Source organism: Methylobacterium sp. D53M (assembly GCF_053345625.1).
Genome location: NZ_JBKFAL010000003.1, coordinates 305,752 through 328,551 on the forward strand (window position 1 = coordinate 305,752; position 22,800 = coordinate 328,551).

The following is a 22,800-nucleotide window of genomic DNA, read 5'->3' on the forward strand; positions in this document are numbered from 1 at the left end:
AGCAATCCAGCGGCGCCACGCCCATCAGCGGCCCGCTGCCCTGGGTTGCTTCGCTGCGCTCGCAAAGACGAACCTTCCTCGGGAGCGCCCAAACTCAGGCGGTCTTCTCGATGTTCCAGAAGAACTGCACCGGCGCCATGACCATGCCCTTGAGCTTCGCGCTGACCGCCATCGGCTGCTGCACGAGGCCCGCGGGGGCGTAGGGCACGACCGCGAAGGCCCGCTCCTCGATGCGCGCGGCGAGCGCCTTCTGCTGCGCCTCGTCGCTGGTGGCGATCCACTCGCTGCGCAGGCCCTCCAGGGTCGGGTCGTCCGGCCAGCCGAACCACGCCGCCTGACCGTTGGCGCGGATCAGTGGGTGGAGCGCCGGGTTCAGCACGTCGGCCCCCGACCAGAGGGTGTGGAACAGCGACCAGCCGCCGGCATCGACCGGCCCGCGGTTGCCGCGGCGGGCGATGAAGCTGCCCCAGTCGGTCGAGACCAGATCGACGTTCATGCCGAGCTGCTTGAGCAGGTCCTGGGTCACCAGCGACTGGTTGTAGGCGATCGGCTGGTCGGCCGGGGCCAGCAGCACCACGCGCTCGCCCTTGTAGCCGGCCTTGGCCAGCATCGCCTTGGCCTTGGCGAGGTCCGCCTGCATGGCCGCGGCCCCGCCGGCCCCGGTCGACATCGGCGAGCCCGGCGTGAAGAAGGTCTTGGCCTCCCGGTAGTATTCGGGGCTGCCGACCACCGCCTGCATGTAGTCGTCCTGCTTCATGGCCATCATCACGGCCCGGCGGATCTCGGGATTGTTGAACGGCGGCTGCGTGTGGTTGAACCGCATCAGCAGGATCAGCCCGAGCGGCACGTTGCGGATCTCGATCCCCGGCTTGCCCTTGAGGACGGGGATCAGGTCGATCGCCGGCTGCTCGTACCAGTCGACCGCGCCCTGGATCATCGCGCCCACCGCCGCCGAGGCCTCGGTGATGGCGAGCCACTCGATCCGGTCGACCTTGGCGACCTTGCCGCCGGCCGCCCAGGAGGGCGCCTCCTCGCGGGGTCGGTAGCCCGCGTGGCGGGTGTAGATCGCGTTCTGGCCGGGGATCCATTCCCGCGCCTCGAAGCGCCAGGGCCCGGAGCCCGTGGCGTCGGCGATCGGCTTGGACGCGTCCTGGAGGGCGACGCGCTCCGGCATGATGAAGGGCACGTTCGAGGACAGCTTGCCGAGCGCCGCCGGGAGCAGGGGGAACGGCTTCTTCAGCGCGACCGTGAAGGTCCGCGCGTCCTCCTGGCCGTACCCCTCCACGAAGCCCGCCAGGGTCTGGCCGAACGCGTCCCGCTTGGACCAGCGCGCGATGGACGCGATGCAGTCCTTGGCCTCGACGGGGGAGCCGTCGTGGAACGTGAGGCCGTCGCGGAGATGGAAGGTCCAGCGCAGGCCGTCGGGCGCGGTCTGCCACTCGCTCACCATCTGCGGCTGGATGCGGAAATTCTCGTCAGTGGCGAACAGCGTGTCGTAGACGAGATAGCCGTGATTGCGGATGACGTAGCTCGTGGCGACGATCGGATCGAGGGACGGCAGGGGCGTCGACGGGATGAAGCGCAGCACGCTGCCGCCGCCGGGCTGGGCCCGGACCAGGTGCGGGAGGCCGAGGCCGGCGGCCGCGCCTGCGGTACCGGCCAGGATCTGGCGGCGGGAGAGCGTCATCGCGGGCACCCTTTTCGTGATCGAGCCCGTTGCCCGATTGATTTTATACAATTTCAACACCGGAGCTCCGCCGTCAAGGGTCCTGCGGGGCATCCGGGGTCGACCGGGAGCGAGACGATGAAGAACCGGACCATCGCGGGCTCGATCGGGACCGAGATCCGGCGGCGCATCCTCGACGGCCGCTATCCGGCCGGCTCGCAGCTCCGCCAGGACGGCCTCGCGGCGGAGTTCGGCGCCAGCCGGATCCCGGTGCGGGAGGCGCTGTTCCAGCTCGAGGCCGAGGGCCTCGTGCGGATCCTGCCCCATCGCGGGGCCATGGTGGCGCCGCTCTCGCCGGCGGACGCGGCCGAGGCCCTCGAGCTCCGGGCCGCCCTCGAGCCGCGCCTCCTGGCCCTCTCGGCGCCCCGCCTGACCGACGACGACTACGCCCGGGCCGACGCCCTGCTGGAGGAGTACGCCGCGGCCCTGCGGGCGGGCGCGACGGTGCGCTGGGGCGCCCTCAACACGGAGCTGCACCTCCTCCTCTACGGCCGGGCGGAGCGGCCCCGCGCCCTCGGTCTGGTCGGCTCGCTGCTGGCCGAGTGCGACCGCTACACCCGCCTCCAGCTCTCCACCGACAGCGCCGAGCTGGAGCGGGCCGACCGCGAGCACCGCGAGATCGTCCGGCTGTGCCGGAACGGCCACGTCTCGGCCGCCTGCGCCCTCCTGACCGACCATATCGACCACGTCGCCGCCGCGCTGATGGCGTTCCTCGGCGCCGCGCCGGTCCCGGCCCGCGCGACAGAGATTGTATAAAATCCTTGCCAGACTCGCGCGGCGCTGCCATGGAGAGGCGTGCCGCCCCGCGAGGCCCGCGGGGCCGGCCGGGACGATCCCACCTCCCAGCAGGCGAGCCGGCGATGGCCTTCGATCGACACATCTTCTCCGGCACGATCCCGGCCCTGATGACGCCCTGCCGGCCGGACCGGACGCCCGACCTCGACGCCCTCGCGCGCAAGGGGCGGGAGCTCGTCGATGCCGGCATGTCGGCGGTCGTCTACTGCGGCTCGATGGGCGACTGGCCGCTGCTCACCGACGAGGAGCGGATGGCGGGCGTCGAGCGGCTGCTCGCCGCCGGCGTCCCGGTGATCGTCGGGACCGGCGCGCAGAACCCGAAGCGCGCCGCGGCGCTCGCGGCCCACGCCAAGGCGGCCGGCGCCCACGGCCTGATGATCATCCCGCGGGTCCTGTCGCGCGGCAGTTCGTCCGCGGCCCAGGAGGCGCATTTCGGCGGCATCCTGGAGGCGGCCGTCGACCTGCCGTCGGTGATCTACAACAGCCCCTATTACGGGTTCGAGACCCGGGCGGACCTGTTCTTCCGCCTGCGCGCCCGCCACCCGCACCTCGTCGGCTTCAAGGAGTTCGGCGGCGCGGCCTCGCTCACCTACGCGGCCGAGCACATCACCGGCCAGTCGCCCGACATCACCCTGATGGTCGGGGTGGATACCCAGGTGGTGCACGGCTACGTCAATTGCGGCGCCCGGGGCGCCATCACGGGCATCGGCAACGTCCTGCCGCGGGAGGTGCTCCACCTCGTCGCCCTGTGCGAGAAGGCCGCCGCGGGCGACGTCCGGGCCCGGCGCCGGGCCGAGGAACTCGACGCCGCGCTGGCGATCCTGTCGAGCTTCGACGAGGGGACCGACCTCGTCCTCTACTACAAGCACCTGATGGTGCTGGAGGGGAACCCGGAATACGCGCTGCACTTCAATGCCACCGACGCGCTCAGCGCCGGTCAGCGCCACTACGCGGAGACGCAGCTGCGCCTGTTCAAGGCGTGGTACGCGCAGTGGTCGGAGGCGGGCGCCGGGGCCTGATCCCCGGCCGCGCCGCCGAACGCAGGGCAGCCCGCCTTTGCGCGGGACCGCCCGTCGGCGCTATGGCGGGGGCGAGATCGGCCTTACCCGCGAACCGTCCATGAAGATCACCCAAGCCTTCACCTTCGAGGCGGCCCACCGGCTGCCGAACGTGCCCGAGACCCACCGCTGCCACCGGATGCACGGGCATTCCTACCGGGTCGAGCTGACGGTCGCCGGCCCGGTCGATCCCCACACCGGCTGGGTGATCGACTTCTACGACATCGAGTCGATCTTCGGGCCGCTGCTCGCCCGGCTCGACCACCACTGCCTCAACGAGATCGAGGGGCTGGAGAACCCGACCGCCGAGAACATCGCGGCCTGGATCTGGCAGCGCCTCCGGCCGGACCTGCCGGGCCTCGCGCTCGTGCGGGTCGCCGAGACGCCGATGTCCTGGGCCGAGTACGATGGCGAGTGAGACCGCGATCGCCGGGGATCGCGCCGCGCTGGTGCTGTTCTCCGGGGGCCAGGATTCGGCCACCTGCCTCGCCTGGGCGCTCGACCGGTTCGACCACGTCGAGACCCTCGGCTTCGACTACGGCCAGCGCCACCGGGTCGAGCTCGACCGGCGCGCGGCCCTGCGGGCGGGCACGACCGCCCTCGATCCCGCCTGGGCGGCCCGCCTCGGCGAGGACCACACGCTCGCCCTCGACGCCCTCGGGCAGGTCTCCGAGACGGCGCTGACCCGGGAGGCCGCGATCGGCTACGAGGCGTCGGGCCTGCCCAACACCTTCGTGCCCGGCCGCAACCTCGTGTTCCTGACCTTCGCGGCGGCGCTCGCCTACCGGCGCGGGCTCCGGCACGTGGTCGGCGGCATGTGCGAGACCGACTATTCCGGCTACCCGGATTGCCGCGACGACACGATCAAGGCGCTGCAGGTGGCGCTCAATCTCGGCATGGAGCGGCGCTTCGTGCTGCACACGCCGCTGATGTGGCTCGACAAGGCGCAGACCTGGGACCTCGCCGAGAGCCTCGGCGGCCGGGCGCTGGTCGACCTGATCGTCGAGGAGAGCCACACCTGCTACCTCGGCGAGCGCGGGCAGCGGCATCCCTGGGGCTACGGCTGCGGGACCTGCCCGGCCTGCCGCCTGCGGGCGGACGGCTACGCCCGGTTCACTGCGGCCTGAGGCCGTCGACCAGCACCGCCAGCGTCCCCCGGAAGGCGTCGGGGCTCGCGAACAGGCGCTCCATCAGGAGCGCCCCCTCCAGGGTGGCGACGACGTAGCGGGCGAGCGCTGCCGGATCCGCGCCGCCGCGCACGCTGCCGTCCGCCTGGCCCGCGCGCAGGATGCCCTCCAGCCACGCGAGATGGTCCGCGAAGAAGGCCGCGACGTCCCGGCGCAGGCGCTCGGGCAGGGCCTCGCCCTCGATCGCGAGCGCGGCGCAGAGGCAGCCGAGCCCCTGCTCGACGCCGCCGAGGTAGAGCCGCCCGTAGGCCTCGACCCGGCCCGGCCCGTCCGGCACGTCCCGGCGGATCGCCTCCAGGGCCGCGGCGTAGCGCGCCGCGTAGGCCGCCACCAGGGCGGCGCCGAGATCGACCTTGGTGGGGAAGTGGTGGTGGATGCTCGCCTTGCGGATGCCCACCGCCGCCGCGAGGTCGGCGTAGCTGAAGCCGGCGAAGCCGCGGCCCCGCACCAGGGTCTCGGCCTGCATCAGCAACTCGGCGCGGGTATCCCTCATCGCGGCGAACGTCGCTCCAAAACGCGCCCCCATCATCGCACGAAGTCACGCGAACGTGCGGCCGCGGCGGGGACCGGCTCCCGGCGGCCCCTTGACGGACGATCAATCTACCTACTTAATGGTAGACAATCAAGAACGGGCAAGATCGGGAGGTTTCGGCATGACGGCACGCGCCGTCCATCCGCGGGTGCAGGCCGCCGGGCCGACGCGGCGGCACGCCCTCTTCGCGGGGCTCTGCCTGTGCTGCCTGCCGACGCTGGGCCGCGCCGCCGAGAGCTTCACGATGGAGGAGGTCGGGCCGGGCCTGTACATGCGCAAGGGCCTGATCGCCGACGCCACCCCCGACAACGCCGACGCTATCGCCAATATCGGCTTCCTTGTCGGCAGGACCGGCGTGGTGGTGACCGAGTCCGGCGGCAGCCTCGCCGACGGCCAGTGGCTGCGCGCCGAGATCGCCAAGCGCACGGACAAGCCGATCACCCACGTGGTGCTGACCCACGTCCACCCGGACCACGTCTTCGGGGCGGGGGCCTTCGTTCAGGACAAGCCGGTCTTCATCGGCCACGCCAAGCTCACCGAGGCGCTGGCGGCCCGGGGCGAGTTCTACCGCAAGCGGCTGATCGATCTGCTCGGCGAGGACCGGACCGGGCCGGTGGTCTACCCGACCATGACCGTCGCCGACACGGCCGAGATCGACCTCGGCGACCGGCGCCTGACCTTCACGGCGCACGGCCCGGCGCACACCACCTCGGACCTGTCGATGATCGATTCCGGCAGCGGCCTGCTGTTCCCCGCCGACCTGCTGTTCGTGAACCGGATCCCCTCCCTCGACGGCAGCCTCAAGGGCTGGCTCGCCGAGATCGAGCGGCTGAAGGCCATGGGTCCCGCCCGGGCCGTCCCGGGCCACGGCCCCGTCGCGGTCGACCTCGCCCCGGCGCTCGCCGACCTCTCCGGCTACCTGACCGCCCTGCGCGACGGCACCCGGGCGGCGATCGCCAAGGACGTGCCCATCGAGAAGGCCGTGACCAGCGTCGCGGCGGACCAGCGCGACAAGTGGGCCCTGTTCGACACCTACAACGGCCGCAACGTCACCGTGGCCTACCAGGAACTCGAGTGGGAATAGGTTTTTAGGATCCCCATATCCAAGCCAATCGGGAGGCACGCCATGACGCACAGGATCGGACAGACCTTCATCGGACAGACCTTCTCCAGCCTCGCCCTCGGCCTCGTCCTGGCGACGACGGCGCTGTCGGGACCGCTCGCCGGCGCCGCGCGGGCGGCCGGCGCCTCCGACACCGATCAGGAGCGGGCGGCCCGCTGGCAGGAGATCGCCAAGTCGATCTTCGGCGACCGCCAGATCGCCCCGACCGACAGCCTCGTGAAGATCGAGGCGCCGGCCCGGGCGCTCGACGCCGCCCTGGTGCCGATCACCCTGACCATGCCCAAGGACGGGCAGATCAAGGCAGTCTCGCTGATCATCGACGACAACCCGGCGCCCTACGCGGCCAAGTTCGAGTTCGGGCCGGCCGCCGACCCGGCCGAGCTGAAGCTGCGCGTGCGGGTCAACAACTACACCGACATGCACGCCGTGGTGGAGACGACGGACGGCAAGCTCTACGAGGCCAAGCAGTTCGTGAAGGCCTCCGGCGGCTGCTCGGCCCCGATGGGGATGAGCGACGAGGAGGCCATGAAAGGCATGGGCGACATGCGCATGAAGTTCGCCGAGACGGCGGCCGGCAAGCCCGTGGAGGCGACGCTGATGATCCGCCACCCGAACTTCTCCGGCATGCAGATGAACCAGGTGACCCGCGACTACACGCCGGCGCGCTACATTGACAAGCTCACCGTCTCGGCGGGCGACCGGAAGATCTTCACCATGACGGGCGACATCTCGATCGCCTCGAACCCGGTGATCAACTTCGCGTTCAAGCCGGACGGCAAGCCGATCCAGGTGGCGGCTTCCGACAACCAGGGCGGCCAGTGGCAGCACAGCTTCACCGCGCCGAGCCCGACGAACTGACCATGCGGCGCCTCCTCCTGACCGGCCGGACCGCGGCGGCCTGCGCCGCGCTCCTCTGCCTCGCCGCGGCGCCGGCCGATTCGCCGGTGAACGTGCCCGAGCCGGAGGGGCTCTACGCCGGTCCTCCGAAGGGCTACACGCCGCCGACCCTCAAGGGCGCCGCGGTGGTCGACGCCGACGCCGTCGCCGCCCTGATCGCCGGCCCCGACAAGCCGGTGCTGCTCGACGTGGCGGCGCCGGACCGCAAGCCGTCGAACTTCCCGGAGGGCCGCCTCTGGCTGCCGGTGCATCCGTCGATCCCCGGCGCCGTCTGGATGCCGGAGGCCGGCGCCGAGCCCCTGGCGCCGGCGCGTGAGGCGCTCTTCTACGCCCGCGTCGCGGCGCTGACCGGGGGCGACAAGGCGAAGCCCGTCGTGGTGTTCTGCCACGTCGAGTGCTGGGGCAGCTGGAACGCCGCCAAGCGGCTGGTGCTGAAGGGCTATACCGGCGTGCGCTGGTTCCCCGAGGGCGTCGAGGGCTGGCAGGAGATGCACGAGACCGCGAACCTGACGGTCGATCCGGACTGGAAGGCGGGCGCCGAGCCGCAGGCGGGGCGCTGACCCGCATCGCCGGGCATTGTAAGAGACGCCGCGGAACGAGGCTCGCGTGGCGGGGCGCGCCCTCTCCCGGGCGGGAGAGGGGGCCCGCGCCGCGTCCCGAGTGGCCGGAATGAGGTCTGAACCATGTCGCAGGTCGTGCAGTCCCGACGGCTCCGGGCGGTCGATATCGGCAAGCGCAAGGCCGAGGGGCGCAAGATCATCGCGCTCACCGCCTACCACGCCCACACGGCCGGCATCGTCGATCCCTATTGCGACTTCATCCTCGTGGGCGATTCCCTCGGCATGGTGATGCACGGGATGGAATCGACGATCCCCGTGACCCTGGAGATGATGATCCTCCAGGCCCAGGCGGTGATCCGCGGCACGCAGAAGGCGCTGGTCGTGGTCGACATGCCGTTCGGCTCCTACGAGGCGAGCCGGGAGCAGGCCTTCCTCAGCGCCTCCCGGGTTCTCAAGGAGACCGGCGCCGGCGCGATCAAGATGGAGGGCGGCGCCCATTTCGCCGAGACGGTGGCGTTCCTCGTCCAGCGCGGCGTGCCGGTGATGGGCCATATCGGCCTCACCCCGCAGGCGGTGAACACGATGGGCGGCTTCAGGGTCCAGGGCCGGGCCCCCGACGACGAGCGCCGCCTCCTGGAGGATGCCCGCGCCATCTCGGAGGCCGGCGCCTTCGCGATCGTGCTCGAGGGCATCGTCGAGCCGGTGGCGCGGGCGATCGCGACCTCCCCCCAGGTCACCGCCGCCACGATCGGCATCGGCGCCTCGGCGGTCTGCGACGGCCAGATCCTGGTGCTGGAGGACATGCTCGGCCTGTCCGAGCGCACGCCGAAATTCGTGCGCCAGTTCGGGAGCCTGCGGACCCACATCGAGGACGCCGTGAAAGCCTACGCGGACGAGGTCCGGGCCGGCCGGTTCCCGGCCGACGACCACACCTACGGTTAGGGCAGGGCGGCCCATGACGCGCATGATCGGACCGTGGAGGGCGCCCGCCGCGTGGCCTGTCCGCGCGCTCGCGGTCTGCGCCGCCCTTGCCGGATCGGGGCCGGCCCGCGCGCTGGAGAATCCGGCCTCGGCCTTCTGCGCGACGATGGGCGGGCAGACGATCCTCGCGAAGCTGCCCGATGGCGGCACGATCGAGCTCTGCGCCCTTCCGGGGCGGAAGATCGTCGAGGAATGGACGCTGTACCGGATGCTCCGCGGCGTGAAGCCGGCACCCGACGCCGACCCGTTCCGCTAGCCCGGCCGGTTCCCGAACAGTCTTCGTCCGTGTCCGTCGGGCCGGCCCGCGCATTCGCGGCGCGGCCCGGGGCGGCGCGATTGATTTCGCCGGCCCGACGATGCCACTCTCGAGGTCCGAACTCTCTCAGGCGGGATCGACGACTCATGCAGCGGGCCCGATCGCGCCGGCGCCTCGTCGGCGCGTGCCTCGCCCTCGGCCTGATCGCGGCCGGGCCCGGAGCCGGATCCGCCGGGACGCTGACGCGGGCGCAGGTCGAGGCGCAGCTGCCGGCGCTGGAGGCGCTGGCGCGGCGGGCCGTCGACGGGGGCGCGGTGCCGGGCCTCGCGGTCGCGGTCGTCCTCGGCGACGAGACGCTCCTCCTGAAGGGATACGGCCTCAGGCAGGCCGGGAAGCCCGAGCCGGTCGGCCCCGACACGGTCTTCCAGATCGCCTCCCTGTCCAAGCCCGTCACCGCGACGATCGTGGCCGCCCTGGTCGGCGACGGGGTGGTCGACTGGGATTCGCGCGTCGCGGATCTCGACCCCGCCTTCCAGCTGCACGAGCCCTACCCGACCGCGCAGGTCACGGTGCGCGACTTCCTCAACCATCGCAGCGGCCTGCCGGGGACCGCCGGCGACGATCTGGAGGCGATCGGCTTCGGCCGCGACGCGATCCTGCACCGGCTGCGCCTCGCGCCGCCCGCCTCCAGCTTCCGCGCCGGCTACGCCTACAGCAATTTCGGCTTCACCGAGGGCGCGGTCGCCGCCGCGAAGCCGACCGGCCAGCCCTGGGAGGCGGTGGCCCGGGACCGACTGTTCCGGCCGCTCGGGATGACCGCCACCGGCACGACCCACGCGGATTTCCTCAGCCGGGCCGACCGCGCGGCGCTCCACGTCCGGGCCGGCGGCGTCTGGACCGCCAAGATCGAGCGCGATCCCGACGCGCAGGCACCGGCCGGCGGCGTCAGCAGCGATGTCCGCGACCTCTCCCGATGGCTGCGGCTCGTGATCGGCAAGGGCCGTTTCGAGGGCGCGCAGCGCGTCGCGGCCCCGGCCCTGGCGCAGACGCACGCCCCGCTCATGGCCCGCGGCCGCAACCCCGTGACCGGCGGCGCGTCCTTCTACAGCCTCGGCTGGAACGTCGAGTACGGCCGCCACGGCCTCGTCTGGGGCCACGCGGGCGCCTTCAGCGTCGGCGCGCAGACGCTCGTCTCGATCCATCCGGAGGCCGGTCTCGGGATCCTCGTCCTGACCAACGCCTTCCCGTCCGGCGTGCCGGAGGGGCTGGCCGACAGCTTCGCCGACCTCGTCTTCGACGGCCGCGTCGACCGGGACTGGGTGACGGCCTGGGGCGCGGCCTACGAGAACCTGTTCGCGCCCGGCATCGCCGCCGACAAGGCGGCCTACGGCACGCCGCTGGCGCCGCCCGCCGCACCCCTGGCGCTCTCGGCCTATGCCGGGCGCTACGCCAACGCCTATGTCGGCGAGGCCGTGGTGGCGGAGGCGGACGGCGCCCTGACGCTGACGGTCGGCCCCGCGGGCGCGCGCCGCTACCCCCTCCGGCACTTCGACCGCGACCTCTTCCTCAGCTTCCCGGACGCCGAGGCGCCCGACCGCCCCTCCGCCATCCGCTTCGCCATCGGCAGCGACGGCCGGGCCGCCGCCGTGACGGTGGACGCGCTCGACGCGAGCGGGCTCGGCACCCTGGCGCGGCGAGACTGACCGCCGCCGTCACCCCGCCCGCCGCGACGGCAGCCGCAGGCCCGGGGCCGGGCGCTCCAGCAGCACCTCCCGGCGGAAGCGCACCAGCCGCGCCGGCCGGCCGGCGGCGCCGCTGGTCACGCTCTCGGTCTCCTCCACCAGCCCCTGCTGGGCCACGAGGCGCCGGAAGTTCTGCTTGTGCAGCTGCGTCCCCGACAGGGCCTCCACGGTCTTCTGCAGCTGCAGCAGGGTGAATTCCGGCGGCATCAGCTCGAACACCACCGGGCGGTACTTGATCTTGCCCCGGAGCCGGCCGATCGCGGTCGCGAGCACCCGCCGGTGGTCGAACGCCATGGGGACGCCGGTCGGGTCGTTCGGCAGGGCCGGGCCGGGATTGCCCCGCGCCTCCGGGATCAGCCCGGCCTCGAACAGCAGCTCGTAGCGCTCCAGGACGCGCTCCTCGTTCCACGTGCCGCCGTTCATGCCGAAGGTCAGGCCGAGGCGGTCGAGGCGGCGGGTCCGGGTGGCGCAGTCCGCGGGCTCGAACGCCCATTCGGCGAGCCGCGCCTCGATGGCGTCGAGCTGGCGCGGGCGCCCCTGCCGGAAATCCTCGTAGGGCAGGTAGCGGTACCAGTTCTGCCACGCGGCCTCGGCGAGCCCCGCCGGCCGCTCCTCGCGGACGAGCGCCAGATAGGCCACCGAGAGGGAGTGCACCCCCGACAGGGTCGCCGTGCCGGAGCGGTCGCGGTCGCCGAAGGTGTAGAGCTGCTCCACGTAGCCGAGGCGCTGGTGCGTCTGCCGCTCCACCCAGGCGCGCAGGCCCCGCTCCAGCGTGGCGTGCTCGGGGACGAGGGGGCCGGCCGGCAGGCCGTCGCCGCGGCCGGGCGCCTGGTCGGGGACCCGGATGGTCAGGGCGCGCGGCTCCCCCTTGGTCGCGGCGACGATCACCGCGACGAGGCCTACGGAGGAGCGCTCCGGCGGGGACTGCCCCCCGCGCGCGTCCGTCTGCGCCGCGGCACCCGTCATCGTTCCTCGACCGTCCGTCCCCCGGGATGCGCCGTAGCGGATCCCACCTATAGGGGGACAGGATCGCCGCGCGTCAACGCCGCCGTATGACGGAGCGGGGGGGCCCGTCGACGCACCGCTGTCCACCCGCCGCTTGCCAACGCCGCGAGCCCTGCCCAAACAGGGGTCCGGGTAGGCCGGCACGGGACCGGCCGAGGCGGACCGAGCGACGACAGCGATGCCAGCGAGCGCGACTTCCCCCGCAGATTCCCCCTCGACCCCGACCGGCAGCCGGGCCGTCGACCTGCGGCTCTACGGGCTCCTCGATGTCGGCGTCTGCGGCGCCGACGGGGCGCGGCTGGCGGAGCTCGGCGCCGAGGCGGTGGCGGGGGGCTGCACCCTGCTCCAGTACCGCGAGAAGGACATCGCCGATGCCCGCGCCGCCCTGGCGCGGATCCGGGCGATCCTGGCGGCGGTGGGCGGCCGTGTCCCGGTCCTCGTCAACGACCGCGTCGACCTCGCCCTCGCGGCCGGAGCCGACGGGGTGCATCTCGGCCAGGGCGACCTCCACCCGGCCGACGCCCGCCGGCTGCTGGGGGAGGGCGCGATCATCGGCCTCACCCTGAAGAAGCCCGCCCAGGCGGACGAATTGTACCGGCTGCCCGTCGACTACGCCTGCATCGGCGGCGTGTTCGCCACCACCAGCAAGGACAATCCCGACCCGCCGGTGGGCCTCGACGGCTTCGCCAGCATCGCCTTCCGCGCCCGCCTCGCCCGCGGGGCCGGCCTGCCGCTCGGCGCCATCGCGGGGATCGGCCTCGACAACGCCGCCGCGGTGGTCGCCGCGGGGGCGGACGGGGTCGCGGTGATCACCGCGCTGTTCGGCGCGGAGTCGGTGCGCCAGCGCGCCCGCGACCTGCGCGCGCGGATCGACGGCGCCCTGGCGGAGCGGGCCGGCGCCCGATGAGCGGCTCCGCGCCCATCGCGGTCACGATCGCGGGCTCGGATTCCGGCGGCGGCGCCGGCATCCAGGCGGACCTCAAGACCTTCTCGGCGCTCGGCGTCTACGGCGCCAGCGTGATCACGGCGCTGACCGCGCAGAACACGACGGGGGTCCAGGGCATCCACGACGTGCCGGCGGAGTTCGTCGCCCGGCAGATCGACAGCGTGTTCTCCGACCTCGCCGTGAGGGCGGTGAAGATCGGCATGCTGTCGCAGACCGCGGTGATCGCGGCGGTCGCCGAGGGCCTCGCCCGGCACGCCGGGTCGATCCCGGTCGTCCTCGACCCGGTGATGGTCGCCACCAGCGGCGACCGGCTGATCACCGACGACGCCGTGGCGACGCTCCGCGAGCGGCTGCTCCCGCGGGCCGACCTGATCACCCCCAACCTGCCGGAGGCGGCGGTGCTCCTCGGCGAGCCCGTCGCCGCGGATGCGGCGGCGATCGTGGCCCAGGCGCGGCGGCTGGTCGCCCTCGGCGCCCGGGCGGTGCTGATCAAGGGAGGCCACGGCGCGGGGCGCGAGAGCATCGACCACCTCGTCACGGCGGACGGCACCCTGCGGACCCTGTCGGCGCCGCGGATCGCGACGCGCAACACCCACGGCACCGGCTGCACCCTCTCGGCGGCGGTGGCGGCGGGCCTCGCCCAGGGCCTGGCCCTGCCGGAGGCGGTGGCGGAGGCCAAGGCCTACCTCACGGCCGCCCTCGCGGCGGCGGACAGCCTCGCGGTCGGGACGGGGCACGGGCCGGTCCACCACTTCCACGCCGTCTGGACTTAGAGGCCGATCCGGCCGCCGCTTTCCGGTGCGCACGCCGCCGCGCACGCCGCCCGCCGCCTTGCAACCGGGCGTCGATTGCGTTTGAAGAAGCGCACGATCGTTCGGATAATGGAACGGTGCAGGCGGATCGGGGACGATGCAGGATCAGGCGGAACGGCCCGACCGGGCGCGCGGGCGCGACCTGCTGACCGGCGCGCAGGTGCTCTCCGGCCAGCTCGGCAAGACCATCCAGCGGCTGCGCAAGGCCTACAACCTGTCGCTCTCGGAACTCGCCGAGCAGTCCGGCGTGGCCAAGTCGATCATCAGCCAGATCGAGCGCAACGAGACCAACCCGACGCTGGCGACGATCTGGCGCCTGTCCCAGGCCCTCGACGTGTCGATCGAGCGGGTGTTGGCGGCCGGCGACGAGGAGCCGTTCATCGAGAAGACCTCCCGGGCCGACACGCCGATCCTCGTCTCCGAGGACGGGAAGGTGCGGCTGGCGATCATCGGCTGGCTCAAGACGATCGAGTGGCTGCAATGGTACGAGGTCACGGCCGACCCGGGCGGCGTCCTCGACTCGGACCCGCACCAGCGCGGCTCGGTGGAGTCGCTCTCGGTCACCGAGGGGGCGTTCGAGGTCGAGATCGGCGGCGTCGTGCAGCGGGCGCGGGCCGGCGAGACCCTGCGCTACCGCTGCGACCGGCCCCACCTCGTGCGCTGCACGGACGGTCCGGCCCGGGCCACCATGGTGGTGATCATGAAGGCCGCCGTGATGGAGTGAGGCGGCCCGGTCGGCCCTCCGGCCCACCCTCGGCGCCCCGCGCGAGGGCGCGCACGCGGTAGTCGCGGGGGCTCAGGCCGTAGCGCTCCTTGAAGCGGCGGGAGAAGTGGGACTGGCTGAGGAAGCCGCAGCCATACGCCAAGGTCCCCAGCGGCATGTGGAGGCAGCCCGGATCGGCCAAGCGCTTGGCGGCCGCCTCGAGCCTGCGGTGCCAGATCCAGTCGGAGACGTGCCGGTCCTGCGCGCGGAACAGCGCCTGCAGCCGGCGCAGGGACACGCCGGCCGCGGCCGCGAGCCGGGGCGGGTCCAGGGTCGGATCGTGGAGATGGGCCTCGAGATAGGCCCGGGCGCGCTGCACCACGACGCTGTCCTGGACGGGCCGCTGCGCCTCCCGCGCGAGCCGCTCCGCGAGGCTGGCGACGATGAGGTCGAGCCCCGTGGAGACCATGCTCTCGGCCACCTGGGGCGTCAGCCGGTCGCCCAGGCTGAGCAGGTTGCCCAGGAACGACCGGGTCAGGGTCGCGGTCGGCAGATCGCCGCCGACAGTCACGCCGGCGAACAGGCGCGCGGAACCCAGAGCCCCCTCCAGCCGCTCCCGCGGGATCCCGATGGCCAGCACCTCGCTGTAGCCGCTGTGCTCGATCGTCCAGGGTGTATTCGTATCCCGGATCGAGAAGTCGCCGACCCGATCCGTGCTCGACCGATCGTACTGATCCGCGCGGACCTGTCCCGAGAGCACGATGCTCATGAACAGGTGGTCGGTCTTGTGGTTTTCATGGCGAAGCGTGCGCGGCGTCGTGGCCGCCCGCAGGTTGCGCAGCGCGAATTTCGTGAAGATCAGGCCGCCGATACTGGCCCCCTCGATCGTCGCGTGAAAGGGCTCGTCATTGAGACAAGTCTGCGCCATCGGAACCAGGCGATCTTCGCAGACATCTCGCCAAAGGCGAAACTTGTCCTTCTCTAATACACCTTCAGTTGAGAACAGAGTCTGCATCACGGCAGCCGTATGACCGCGATTGCTGCGAACCGCAACCGCGCCCCGTCCACGCACGCCGCCGCGGCGCCGCGGGACACGGATTGATCGGCAGGAAATCCCGCGCGCCCACGATGGACCGTCGGGCCCGTCCCATCACCCGTGGCGCCTGTCGGGCCGTGGAGCGGATCCGCACGGCTGGCATTCGGAGGACGTTCCGTCGCGAGCGCCCCGCCCCGGCGGCGGCGTCGGCGCGGCCCGGCCGCGGGGCCGTCAGCGCCCGCTGTTCACCCAGCGCACAACGTCGGCCAGCACGATGCTCAGCGCCTGATCGAGGGCGCGGGCGCCGCTGCCGGCATCGATCTTGGACACCGGCACGCGGGCCGTGAAGATCCGCGCCGCCGCAACCCTGCCGGTGCCGTCGGCCACGAGCTTCAGCGACAGGTCGACCACCGCCTCGCCGGTCCCGGACTGCACGTCGAAGGCGCGGATCTCGCTGATCAGCTGGTAGTCGGCCACGACCTTGTCGCCGGGCCGGCTCACCGAGCGGAGCCGCCCGGAATTCTCCAGGCTCTGGATGAGCCGCGTCTGGATCAGGCGCGGCAGCCGGTCGGCCCACTGGCCGCCGCCCAGGAACGACAGGGCGCCGCCGTTCTCGCGGACGATGATCCGGTCGGCCTCGAAGGGCTGGATGCTCACCGGCTCCGAGACCGCGATCGAGCGGCCGGCCGCGATCGGCCGCCCCGCGGCCGGCAGCGCCGCGAGGTCGAAGGTGAGGGGCGCCGCGCCGCCGCAGCCGCCCAGGAGGGCGGCGAGCAGCGCGGCGGCGGCGATGTGGGACGAGCGGACCATACGCATGACCTGGAGGACCCCGCCGGCGAACGGCGGAGCTGTATAAGCTATGCGGTTAAAACTAATCCGCTGCGGCATCCGTGCCGTGCGCCGGGACACATCCGCCCGGCGACGCGGCATTTCACCGGCCACCGTTGTATTCAGGCAACGAAGGCTTGCCGCCGAAGATCACTTGGCTCGGGTCGCGCTCCAGGCTGCGCACCGTGCGGTTGAGGGTGCTCAGCGTCCGCTGCCCGTCGCCCGACAGGGCCTCGACCTCCCGGCGGCCGGTGCCACTCAGCCGGCCGAAATTGGCCGAGATGCTGGCGGTGCGCTTGTCGAGGTTCTCCGACATGGTCCGGAACGCCTTGCCGGCGTCGCGCACTGAGATCGCCGCCGCGCGGATCTCCGTGAAGGTGCTGGAGCCCTCCTGGCCGGAGGCCGAGCCCAGGAAGCTCTGGGCGCCGTTCAGCACCGCGTCGATCTTGTCGGCCGAGGCGCTGAGCTTGCCGGCGAGCAGCCGGGCGTCGTGCAGGCCGGCCTCGATGTCGGGGCTCGCCTTGGACAGGGCGGCCGAGAAGCGGTCGGCGTTGTCGATCACCCGGCCGAGCTTGGCCCCGTCCACGGCCTTGACCAGCGCCGAGATGTTCGGGCCGGCATCGGCCAGCGTCTTCGAGAAGGTCTCGACGTTGGTCAGCGACCGGTTGATCGCCCCCTCGTTGGCGGAGACCAGCCGGTCGAGGCGGGCCAGCATGTCGTCGGCCCGCTGCGCCACCTGGCGCGCCAGCGCCATCATGTCCTGCATGTCGGAGGAATCGGCGAAGATCGTCGGCGGCTCGCCGTTGGCCATCGGGGTCAGCACCGGCGCGTCGGCGTTGCCGCCCGACAGGGAGATCACCGAGACGCCGGTGAGCATCGCCGAGTCGAGGCGGGCGCGGGTGTCGGCCCGGAGCGGGGTCGCGGGATCGACCTTGATCGTGGCGAGCACCCGGCGGGGATCCTGCGGGGCGAGGCGGATGTCGGTGACCTCGCCGACCTTGATGCCGTTGAAGTTCACGCTCGAGCCGCGCGACAAGCCCCCGACCGAGCCGGAGAAGACGATGCGGACGAGCTGGCTGACCTGCCGCGAGGAGCCGCCGGAGAGCCACAGCACGGTGCCGAAGCCCGCCAGGATGACGGCGATCGTGAAGGCCCCGATCAGGGCGTAGTTCGCGCGGGTTTCCATGCGCTCAACCTGCGGTTCTGGCCGGCGGAGATCCGGCCGGGCCTGGAGCCCCGGCTCCCGGAGGGGAGCAGGGCGGGATCTGGGTGGGACGGTGGCGATCGGGCATCGGGTCAGGCACGGGATCAGGCATGGGCCGAGGCGCCCCCCGTCGCGATGGTCCGGGCGCGCTTGCCGTGGAAGTACGAGCGCAGCCAGGGATGGTCGCTCGCCAGCATCTCGTCGATCGTGCCGGCGGCGATGATCTGGCCGTCGCCGAGCGCCGCGATGCGGTCGCAGGCGGTGTAGAGGCTGTCGAGGTCGTGGGTGACCATGAACACGGTCAGCCCCAGCGTCTCCTTGAGGGTCGAGACGAGGTCGTCGAACTCGCCCGCGCCGATCGGGTCGAGGCCCGAGGTCGGCTCGTCGAGGAACAGGATCTCGGGATCGAGCGCCAGGGAGCGGGCGAGCGCCGCGCGCTTGATCATGCCGCCCGACAGTTCCGAGGGCAGCTTGTCGGCGGCGTCGGGCTTGAGGCCGACCATCTCGATCTTGAGCCGGGCGAACTCGTCAAGCAGGCGCTCGGACAGGTTCAGGTGCTCGCGCATCGGCACCTGGATGTTCTGCTTGACGGTGAGCGCCGAGAACAGGGCGCCCTGCTGGAACAGCACGCCCCAGCGCTGCTCCATCCGGCGCCGCTCCGCGTAGGTGAGCTCGTCGACGTCGCGGCCGAACACCTCGATGGTCCCGGCCCGCTTCGGGTTGAGGCCGAGGATCGTCCGGGTGAGCACCGACTTGCCCTGGCCCGAGGGCCCGACGAAGCCCAGGATCTCGCCGGCGCGGATGTCGAGGCTCAGGCCTTTCAGGATGTTGCGGTCGCGGAAGCCGACCACGAGGTCGCGCACGCGGATGATCGGGGCGGGGCCATTCGGCGAGGCGGTCATCGGGGCATTCATCGCGGCGGCCTCAGAAATCGATCGCGGCGAAGAACACCGCGAACAGGCCGTCGAGGACGATGACCATGAAGATGGACTTCACCACCGACGCGGTGACGTGACGGCCGAGCGATTCCGCGGAGCCCTCGACCGCGAAGCCCTCGATCGTGGCGATCACCCCGATCGTCAGCGCCATGAACGGCGCCTTGATCAGGCCGACCATGACGTGGTGGACGCCCACCGCCGCCTGGAGCCGGACCAGGAACTGGTCGAGGGTCAGGCCGCCGTAGAGCATCGCGGTGAGGCCGCCGCCGGCGAGCGCCGCGAGGTCGCCGATCAGCGTCAGCATCGGCAGGCCGATCATCAGCGCGAGCACCCGGGGCACGATCAGGATCTCGACGGGGTCGAGGCCCATGACCCGGAGCGCGTCGACCTCCTCGCGCATGCGCATGGAGCCGATCTCGGCGGTGATCGCCGAGCCGGAGCGGCCGGCGACCATGATCGAGGTGAGCAGCACGCCCATCTCGCGCAGGATCAGGAGGCCGATCAGGTTGACCACGAAGGTCTGGGCGCCGAAGCGCTGGAGCTGGAAGATGCCCTGCTGGGCGACGATGCCGCCCACGAGGAACGAGATCAGCACGATGATCGGCGTGCCGTTGAGCGCCACCTGCTGGATCTGGTTGATCAGGGCGTTGCCGCGGAACGTGCCGGGTCGCAGGGCGACGCGCCCGCAGGCGGCGATCAGCTCGCCCAGGAACGCGAGGGCGGTGACGAACTCGCGGCCGCCCTGCACGGTCCGGCGCCCGGTGGCGTCGAGCAGGCCGACGACCGGGCCGTGCCGCCGCGGCGGCGGCGCGTCCGGCTCGCGCAGCCGGACCTCGCCCAGCAGGGTGCGGTGCTCCGGGCGGGCGCCGAGATAGGTGAGGGCGCTGCCCGCCTGCTCGATCTCGGCGCGGGTCCGCTCCAGGACCCAGGCGCCGAGCGTGTCGAGGCGCTCGATCCCCGACAGGTCGACCGCCACCGGCCCGGCGCGGCCGGCCGCCGCGATGCGCGCGGCCGCGGCCTCGACGGTCGGGGCCTGGTCGGCGGTCCAGCGGCCGTCGAGCGCCAGGCGGCCGTCGGCCGACCGGTCCCGCAGCGCGGCGCCGGCCAAGGCGCCGGGAACAGTGCCCTCGCTCAGCAACACCCATACTCCTCGATCGAGGCACCACCCTGCCCGGCGGTTATGACGACATTACGGTTGACGATCCGTCTCCAACCTCACCCCCCGCGCGCGGCGGGACGCCAGGGCGAGGCCCAGGCCGGCGGCGGCGAGCGGCGCCATCAGCAGGAAGGCGAGGGGGCCGCCGGCCCGGTAGGCGACGCCGCTCCCCAGGGTCGCGACCACCGAGATCCCGGCATTGACCGCACTGAGCGTGCCCTGCGCCCGGCCCCGCGCGCCGTCGGGGGCGTAGGCCGAGACCGCCGCCATGGCGCCGAGCTGGGTCGCCCCGAAGGTCAGGCCGTGGAGGCACTGGAGCGGCACCAGCGCGGCGAGATGGTCGCCGAGGAGGTACATGCCGATCGCCCGCAGGATCGCCGCGACGGCCCCGGCGCCGAGGAGCCGCACCGGGCCGCGCCAGGCGGCGGGCAGGGCGGGGAGGCCGGCGAACAGGGCGATCTCGGCCAGGACGCCGATCGCCCAGAGCGCGCCGACCCAGGTCGGCGGGATGCCCTGGCCGGTCCAGTAGATGCTGCCGAACCCGTAGATCGCCCCGTGGCTCGCCTGGATCGCGGCCGCCGCGCCGATGCACAGCCAGAGCCGCCGCGGCAGCCGCGTCCGGCCGTCGCCCGCCGCCGACGGCGGCAGGGCCGCCACCGCGCGGCTGCGCCACGCCACCAGACCCGCGCCGAGGGCGAGGCCGGTCAGGAGCAGCGGTACGGCGAGCCGGCCGCCGAGCGCCGTCAGCAGCAGCCCGCCCGCGAGGTTCGCCAGCAGGAACGCGATGGAGCCCGCCATCCGGATCCGCGCGTAGGTCAGGCGGGCGTCTTGGCGCACGGCCGCGAGCGTCAGGTAGTCGATGCAGGGCACGAGCGGCGCGCCGGCGACCGCGTTGAGCACGATCAGCCCGGCCAGCAGCGGCCACCCGATCCCGGCCGCGGCGGGCATCAGCGCGTAGGACAGGCTCAGGGCGAGGCTGCCGAGCAGGATCAGCCGCCGGGGCCCGAGGCCGCGGTCGAGGAGGCTCATCAGCGGCGCCGTGGCGGCGATCCGCGTGGCGATCGGCAGGGCGAGGAGGAGACCGATCACCCGGGCATCGAGCCCCAGGGCGTCGAGCCACAGGGGCATGAACGGCATCGCGATGCCGATCTCGGTGAACACCACGGCGTAGAGCAGCGACAGGCGCGCCGGGCCGGACGGGCGGGGCAAGGCGGGTCTCGACGAGCGGGGTGAGCAGGGAGGCGGGACCGGGAAGGCGTCCGTAAGCGCCCGTTAAAGGCCCTCTGTCAAATTCGCCGCGATTGGCGCGCATCGGGGCCGCCGCCGCGCCCGCATTCAGCGTCCAGAGAGGCCCATGTTCGGTTCCGTCAACCCGAGCGCGCCCGCTTCGGCCGAGTACGAGGCGATCGAGGCGACGATCAGCGCCAGCGAGCGCGGCCGCTGGTTCCTCGCCGAGTACGCCCGGCGCAACCGGGGCGCCGAGACCGAGGTGCTGCTCGGGGCGATCGCGCGGCTGGAGCGGAGCGTCACCGCCGACCGCGGGCAGGAGGCCTTCGGGCACCTGCGCGGCAATCTCCTCGACATGGCCGACGCGATCAGCCGGACCAAGGGCGAGATCGCGGCGCTCAACACCCCGAACGGCGACGAGACCCGGCTGACGCAGGCGTCGCTCGCCCTCGACGCCATCGTGCGCGAGACCGAGCAGGCCACCTCCGACATCCTCGGCGCCGCCGAGTCGATCCAGGAGGCGGCCTGGACCCTGCGCGAGCGCGGGGCCGACGCGCAGGCCTGCGACGCCCTCGACCGCCACGCGACCGCGATCTACACGGCCTGCTCCTTCCAGGACCTGACCGCGCAGCGCACCGCCCGGATCGTCTACACCCTGCGCTACCTGGAGGACCGGGTCTCCGCGATGATCGCCATCTGGGGCGAGGACGCGGTGCGGGTGCCGCCCCACCGGGGCGCGCGGCCGGACGGCGAGCCGGCCGACCTGAACCAGAGCGACATCGACCGCTACATCGCCATGGACGTGCCGGCCGTCACCGTGGCGGCCCTGGTGGCCCGCCCCGGCAGCCCGGCGCTGCACGAGGACCTGGTGTTCCTGCCGGTCCAAGCGGAGGCCCGGGCGCCGGAGATCGAGCCGGAGGCAGAGGTCGCGGCCGAAGTGCCGGCCGCGCCGGAGCCGGTGGCGGAGGCCGAGCCGGACGCCGTGTCCGAGCCGACGGGAGCGGCCGCGCTGGCATTCGCCCCGGAACCGGACCTCGCCGCCGCGGCGGGGGACGGGCCGGAGGCCGCACCCGCGGCCGACTTGCAAGCCGGCTTGGAGGCCGATCTGGTAGCCGACTGGGCGGTCGATCTCGAGGCTGCCCCGGAGCCGGAGTCGGCTCCGGACGTCGCCCCCCTTCCCGTCGCCGATCCGTCCGCCGCGGACGCGCCGGAGGCCGCCACCGCGATCGAGGAGGCGTTCGAGACGGACGTCGAGGAGGATGTCGCGCAGGACATCGCGCGGGACGTGGCCGACCTCACCTGGGGCGAGACCGTCGCGGCCGCTCCCGAGCCGGCGATGCCGCCGGAGGAGCCGGCCCTGAGCTTCGCCGAGATCGACGCGCTGACGCCGGAACAGCGGCTCGCGCTGTTCGCCTGACAGGCTCCGACCGGGCCTCGGCGCCGACGCCGCGCGGCGGGGCGGTTCGACAGGCGCGCGCCGGCGCGGACCCTGCTATCAGGGGCGCCCCCGGCAACCCCGAGCACGCGCATCCGTGGCCCTGCACCTGATCAAGCTCTGCGTCGGCCCCGCCACCATCGCCGACCTCGAGGCCCGGCAGGCCCGGTTCCGGGAGGAGGCGCTCCGGGACGGCCGGCAAGCGGCCCCGTTCCACGTCACCCGCACCCTGCCCAAGCGCCACCGGGAGATCACCGGCCACGGTTCGATCTACTGGGTGATCCGCGGGACGCTGTCCTGCCGGCAGGCGATCACCGCGATCGAGCCGCTCACCGGGGAGGACGGCATCCCGCGCTGCCGCCTGGTCTTCGATCCCCGGCTCGTCCCGGTGGCGCCCCGGCCCTACCGGCCGTTCCAGGGCTGGCGCTACCTCACGGCGCGCGACGCGCCGGCCGATCTCGGGGCCGAGGCTTCCGGGGACCTCGCCGAGATGCCCGAGGCCCTGCGGCGCGAACTGGTCGGCCTCGGCCTGCTGTGAGGGCGGGGCGGCGCCCGCGCCGCCCGGTCCCGCGCGCAACGTCAGGATACGGGGGCGGGTGCGACGGATCTCGTCGTCCCCGGCGTGTGCCCCGCCGGCGCCGCGAACGGCCCCG

24 protein-coding genes are annotated in these 22,800 nt (G+C 73.1%); 15 read left to right on the top strand and 9 right to left on the bottom strand.

Translation table 11 applies throughout. The features are described from left to right. Positions 1–94 precede the first annotated feature (94 nt). Positions 95–1,687 (bottom strand): ABC transporter substrate-binding protein, encoded by a 1,593-nt coding sequence (locus tag ACLBYG_RS08890; RefSeq protein WP_020092320.1) that lies wholly within the window; start codon positions 1,685–1,687, stop codon positions 95–97. Between the two features lie 117 nt (positions 1,688–1,804). On the opposite strand from ACLBYG_RS08890, the gene ACLBYG_RS08895 reads away from it, so the two are divergent. The 4 genes from ACLBYG_RS08895 to queC all read left to right on the top strand — a co-directional run bounded on the left by ACLBYG_RS08895 (position 1,805) and on the right by queC (position 4,706). Continuing rightward, positions 1,805–2,482 carry a GntR family transcriptional regulator gene (locus tag ACLBYG_RS08895; protein ID WP_447681238.1) on the top strand — a complete coding sequence of 226 codons (678 nt, stop codon included), beginning with the start codon at positions 1,805–1,807 and terminating at the stop codon, positions 2,480–2,482. Positions 2,483–2,586: 104 nt separating this feature from the next. Further along, complete coding sequence (locus tag ACLBYG_RS08900; protein ID WP_447681239.1) at positions 2,587–3,540, top strand: dihydrodipicolinate synthase family protein; 954 nt, start codon at positions 2,587–2,589, stop codon at positions 3,538–3,540. Positions 3,541–3,640: 100 nt separating this feature from the next. Further along, positions 3,641–3,997, top strand: coding sequence for a 6-carboxytetrahydropterin synthase QueD (gene queD / locus ACLBYG_RS08905; RefSeq protein WP_020092323.1), 357 nt, complete (start codon positions 3,641–3,643; stop codon positions 3,995–3,997). Then, positions 3,987–4,706: a 7-cyano-7-deazaguanine synthase QueC gene (queC, locus tag ACLBYG_RS08910; protein ID WP_447681240.1), complete on the top strand. Its 720-nt coding sequence runs from the start codon at positions 3,987–3,989 to the stop codon at positions 4,704–4,706. Before queD ends, queC begins: the two co-directional genes overlap by 11 nt. Here the strand turns inward: queC and ACLBYG_RS08915 are convergent. Continuing rightward, positions 4,693–5,259, bottom strand: coding sequence for a TetR/AcrR family transcriptional regulator (locus ACLBYG_RS08915; RefSeq protein ID WP_042673639.1), 567 nt, complete (start codon positions 5,257–5,259; stop codon positions 4,693–4,695). The two genes, queC and ACLBYG_RS08915, sit on opposite strands and share 14 nt — an antisense overlap. 160 nt (positions 5,260–5,419) lie before the next feature. Here ACLBYG_RS08915 and ACLBYG_RS08920 point away from each other — a divergent pair, with 160 nt between their 5' ends. The 6 genes from ACLBYG_RS08920 (at position 5,420) to ACLBYG_RS08945 (ending at position 10,818) form a co-directional block, all read left to right on the top strand. Then, on the top strand, positions 5,420–6,382 hold the full coding sequence (locus tag ACLBYG_RS08920; protein ID WP_447681241.1) for a quinoprotein relay system zinc metallohydrolase 2: 963 nt from the start codon (positions 5,420–5,422) through the stop codon (positions 6,380–6,382). A 42-nt stretch (positions 6,383–6,424) separates the two neighbouring features. After that, complete coding sequence (locus tag ACLBYG_RS08925) at positions 6,425–7,279, top strand: quinoprotein dehydrogenase-associated SoxYZ-like carrier (protein ID WP_447681242.1); 855 nt, start codon at positions 6,425–6,427, stop codon at positions 7,277–7,279. A gap of 2 nt (positions 7,280–7,281) precedes the next feature. After that, complete coding sequence (locus tag ACLBYG_RS08930) at positions 7,282–7,878, top strand: rhodanese-like domain-containing protein (protein WP_447681243.1); 597 nt, start codon at positions 7,282–7,284, stop codon at positions 7,876–7,878. 123 nt (positions 7,879–8,001) lie between these two features. Beyond that, positions 8,002–8,820, top strand: a complete 819-nt coding sequence (gene panB / locus ACLBYG_RS08935; protein ID WP_447681244.1) for a 3-methyl-2-oxobutanoate hydroxymethyltransferase — start codon at positions 8,002–8,004, stop codon at positions 8,818–8,820. 13 nt (positions 8,821–8,833) lie between these two features. Then, the gene (locus ACLBYG_RS08940; protein ID WP_447681245.1) at positions 8,834–9,115 is read left to right on the top strand and encodes a DUF333 domain-containing protein; all 282 of its coding nucleotides are present in this window, start codon (positions 8,834–8,836) and stop codon (positions 9,113–9,115) included. Between the two features lie 146 nt (positions 9,116–9,261). Next, positions 9,262–10,818, top strand: a complete 1,557-nt coding sequence (locus tag ACLBYG_RS08945) for a serine hydrolase (protein WP_447681246.1) — start codon at positions 9,262–9,264, stop codon at positions 10,816–10,818. A 9-nt stretch (positions 10,819–10,827) separates the two neighbouring features. On the opposite strand, the gene ACLBYG_RS08950 is transcribed toward ACLBYG_RS08945, so the two are convergent. Then, entirely contained in the window at positions 10,828–11,823 is a 996-nt protein-coding gene (locus ACLBYG_RS08950) for an NUDIX hydrolase (protein WP_447681247.1), read from the bottom strand. Positions 11,824–12,040: 217 nt separating this feature from the next. On the opposite strand from ACLBYG_RS08950, the gene thiE reads away from it, so the two are divergent. From thiE to ACLBYG_RS08965, 3 genes are all read left to right on the top strand, one after another. Beyond that, complete coding sequence (gene thiE / locus ACLBYG_RS08955) at positions 12,041–12,769, top strand: thiamine phosphate synthase (RefSeq protein WP_091925902.1); 729 nt, start codon at positions 12,041–12,043, stop codon at positions 12,767–12,769. Then, positions 12,766–13,581, top strand: a complete 816-nt coding sequence (gene thiD / locus ACLBYG_RS08960) for a bifunctional hydroxymethylpyrimidine kinase/phosphomethylpyrimidine kinase (protein WP_447681248.1) — start codon at positions 12,766–12,768, stop codon at positions 13,579–13,581. The genes thiE and thiD overlap by 4 nt, the downstream gene beginning before the upstream one ends. Positions 13,582–13,717: 136 nt before the next feature. Continuing rightward, positions 13,718–14,344, top strand: a complete 627-nt coding sequence (locus tag ACLBYG_RS08965; RefSeq protein ID WP_020092335.1) for a helix-turn-helix domain-containing protein — start codon at positions 13,718–13,720, stop codon at positions 14,342–14,344. On the opposite strand, the gene ACLBYG_RS08970 is transcribed toward ACLBYG_RS08965, so the two are convergent. The 6 genes from ACLBYG_RS08970 to ACLBYG_RS08995 all read right to left on the bottom strand — a co-directional run bounded on the left by ACLBYG_RS08970 (position 14,319) and on the right by ACLBYG_RS08995 (position 20,694). Continuing rightward, positions 14,319–15,338, bottom strand: a complete 1,020-nt coding sequence (locus tag ACLBYG_RS08970; RefSeq protein ID WP_447681249.1) for a helix-turn-helix domain-containing protein — start codon at positions 15,336–15,338, stop codon at positions 14,319–14,321. The genes ACLBYG_RS08965 and ACLBYG_RS08970 overlap by 26 nt on opposite strands. Before the next feature lie 252 nt (positions 15,339–15,590). Next, positions 15,591–16,169 (bottom strand): ABC-type transport auxiliary lipoprotein family protein, encoded by a 579-nt coding sequence (locus ACLBYG_RS08975; RefSeq protein WP_020092337.1) that lies wholly within the window; start codon positions 16,167–16,169, stop codon positions 15,591–15,593. A gap of 121 nt (positions 16,170–16,290) precedes the next feature. Further along, positions 16,291–17,373, bottom strand: coding sequence for an MlaD family protein (locus ACLBYG_RS08980; protein WP_020092338.1), 1,083 nt, complete (start codon positions 17,371–17,373; stop codon positions 16,291–16,293). 122 nt (positions 17,374–17,495) lie between these two features. After that, positions 17,496–18,305, bottom strand: coding sequence for an ABC transporter ATP-binding protein (locus ACLBYG_RS08985; protein ID WP_056532693.1), 810 nt, complete (start codon positions 18,303–18,305; stop codon positions 17,496–17,498). A gap of 10 nt (positions 18,306–18,315) precedes the next feature. After that, positions 18,316–19,470 (bottom strand): ABC transporter permease, encoded by a 1,155-nt coding sequence (locus tag ACLBYG_RS08990; protein WP_056532696.1) that lies wholly within the window; start codon positions 19,468–19,470, stop codon positions 18,316–18,318. A gap of 48 nt (positions 19,471–19,518) precedes the next feature. Next, a complete protein-coding gene (locus ACLBYG_RS08995; RefSeq protein ID WP_100251979.1) occupies positions 19,519–20,694 on the bottom strand; it encodes an MFS transporter in 1,176 nt (391 codons plus the stop codon). A 145-nt stretch (positions 20,695–20,839) separates the two neighbouring features. Here ACLBYG_RS08995 and ACLBYG_RS09000 point away from each other — a divergent pair, with 145 nt between their 5' ends. Further along, positions 20,840–22,129 (top strand): hypothetical protein, encoded by a 1,290-nt coding sequence (locus ACLBYG_RS09000; RefSeq protein ID WP_447681250.1) that lies wholly within the window; start codon positions 20,840–20,842, stop codon positions 22,127–22,129. 115 nt (positions 22,130–22,244) lie between these two features. After that, positions 22,245–22,685 carry a DUF1489 family protein gene (locus ACLBYG_RS09005; RefSeq protein ID WP_012318928.1) on the top strand — a complete coding sequence of 147 codons (441 nt, stop codon included), beginning with the start codon at positions 22,245–22,247 and terminating at the stop codon, positions 22,683–22,685. The last annotated feature ends 115 nt before the right edge of the window (positions 22,686–22,800 follow it).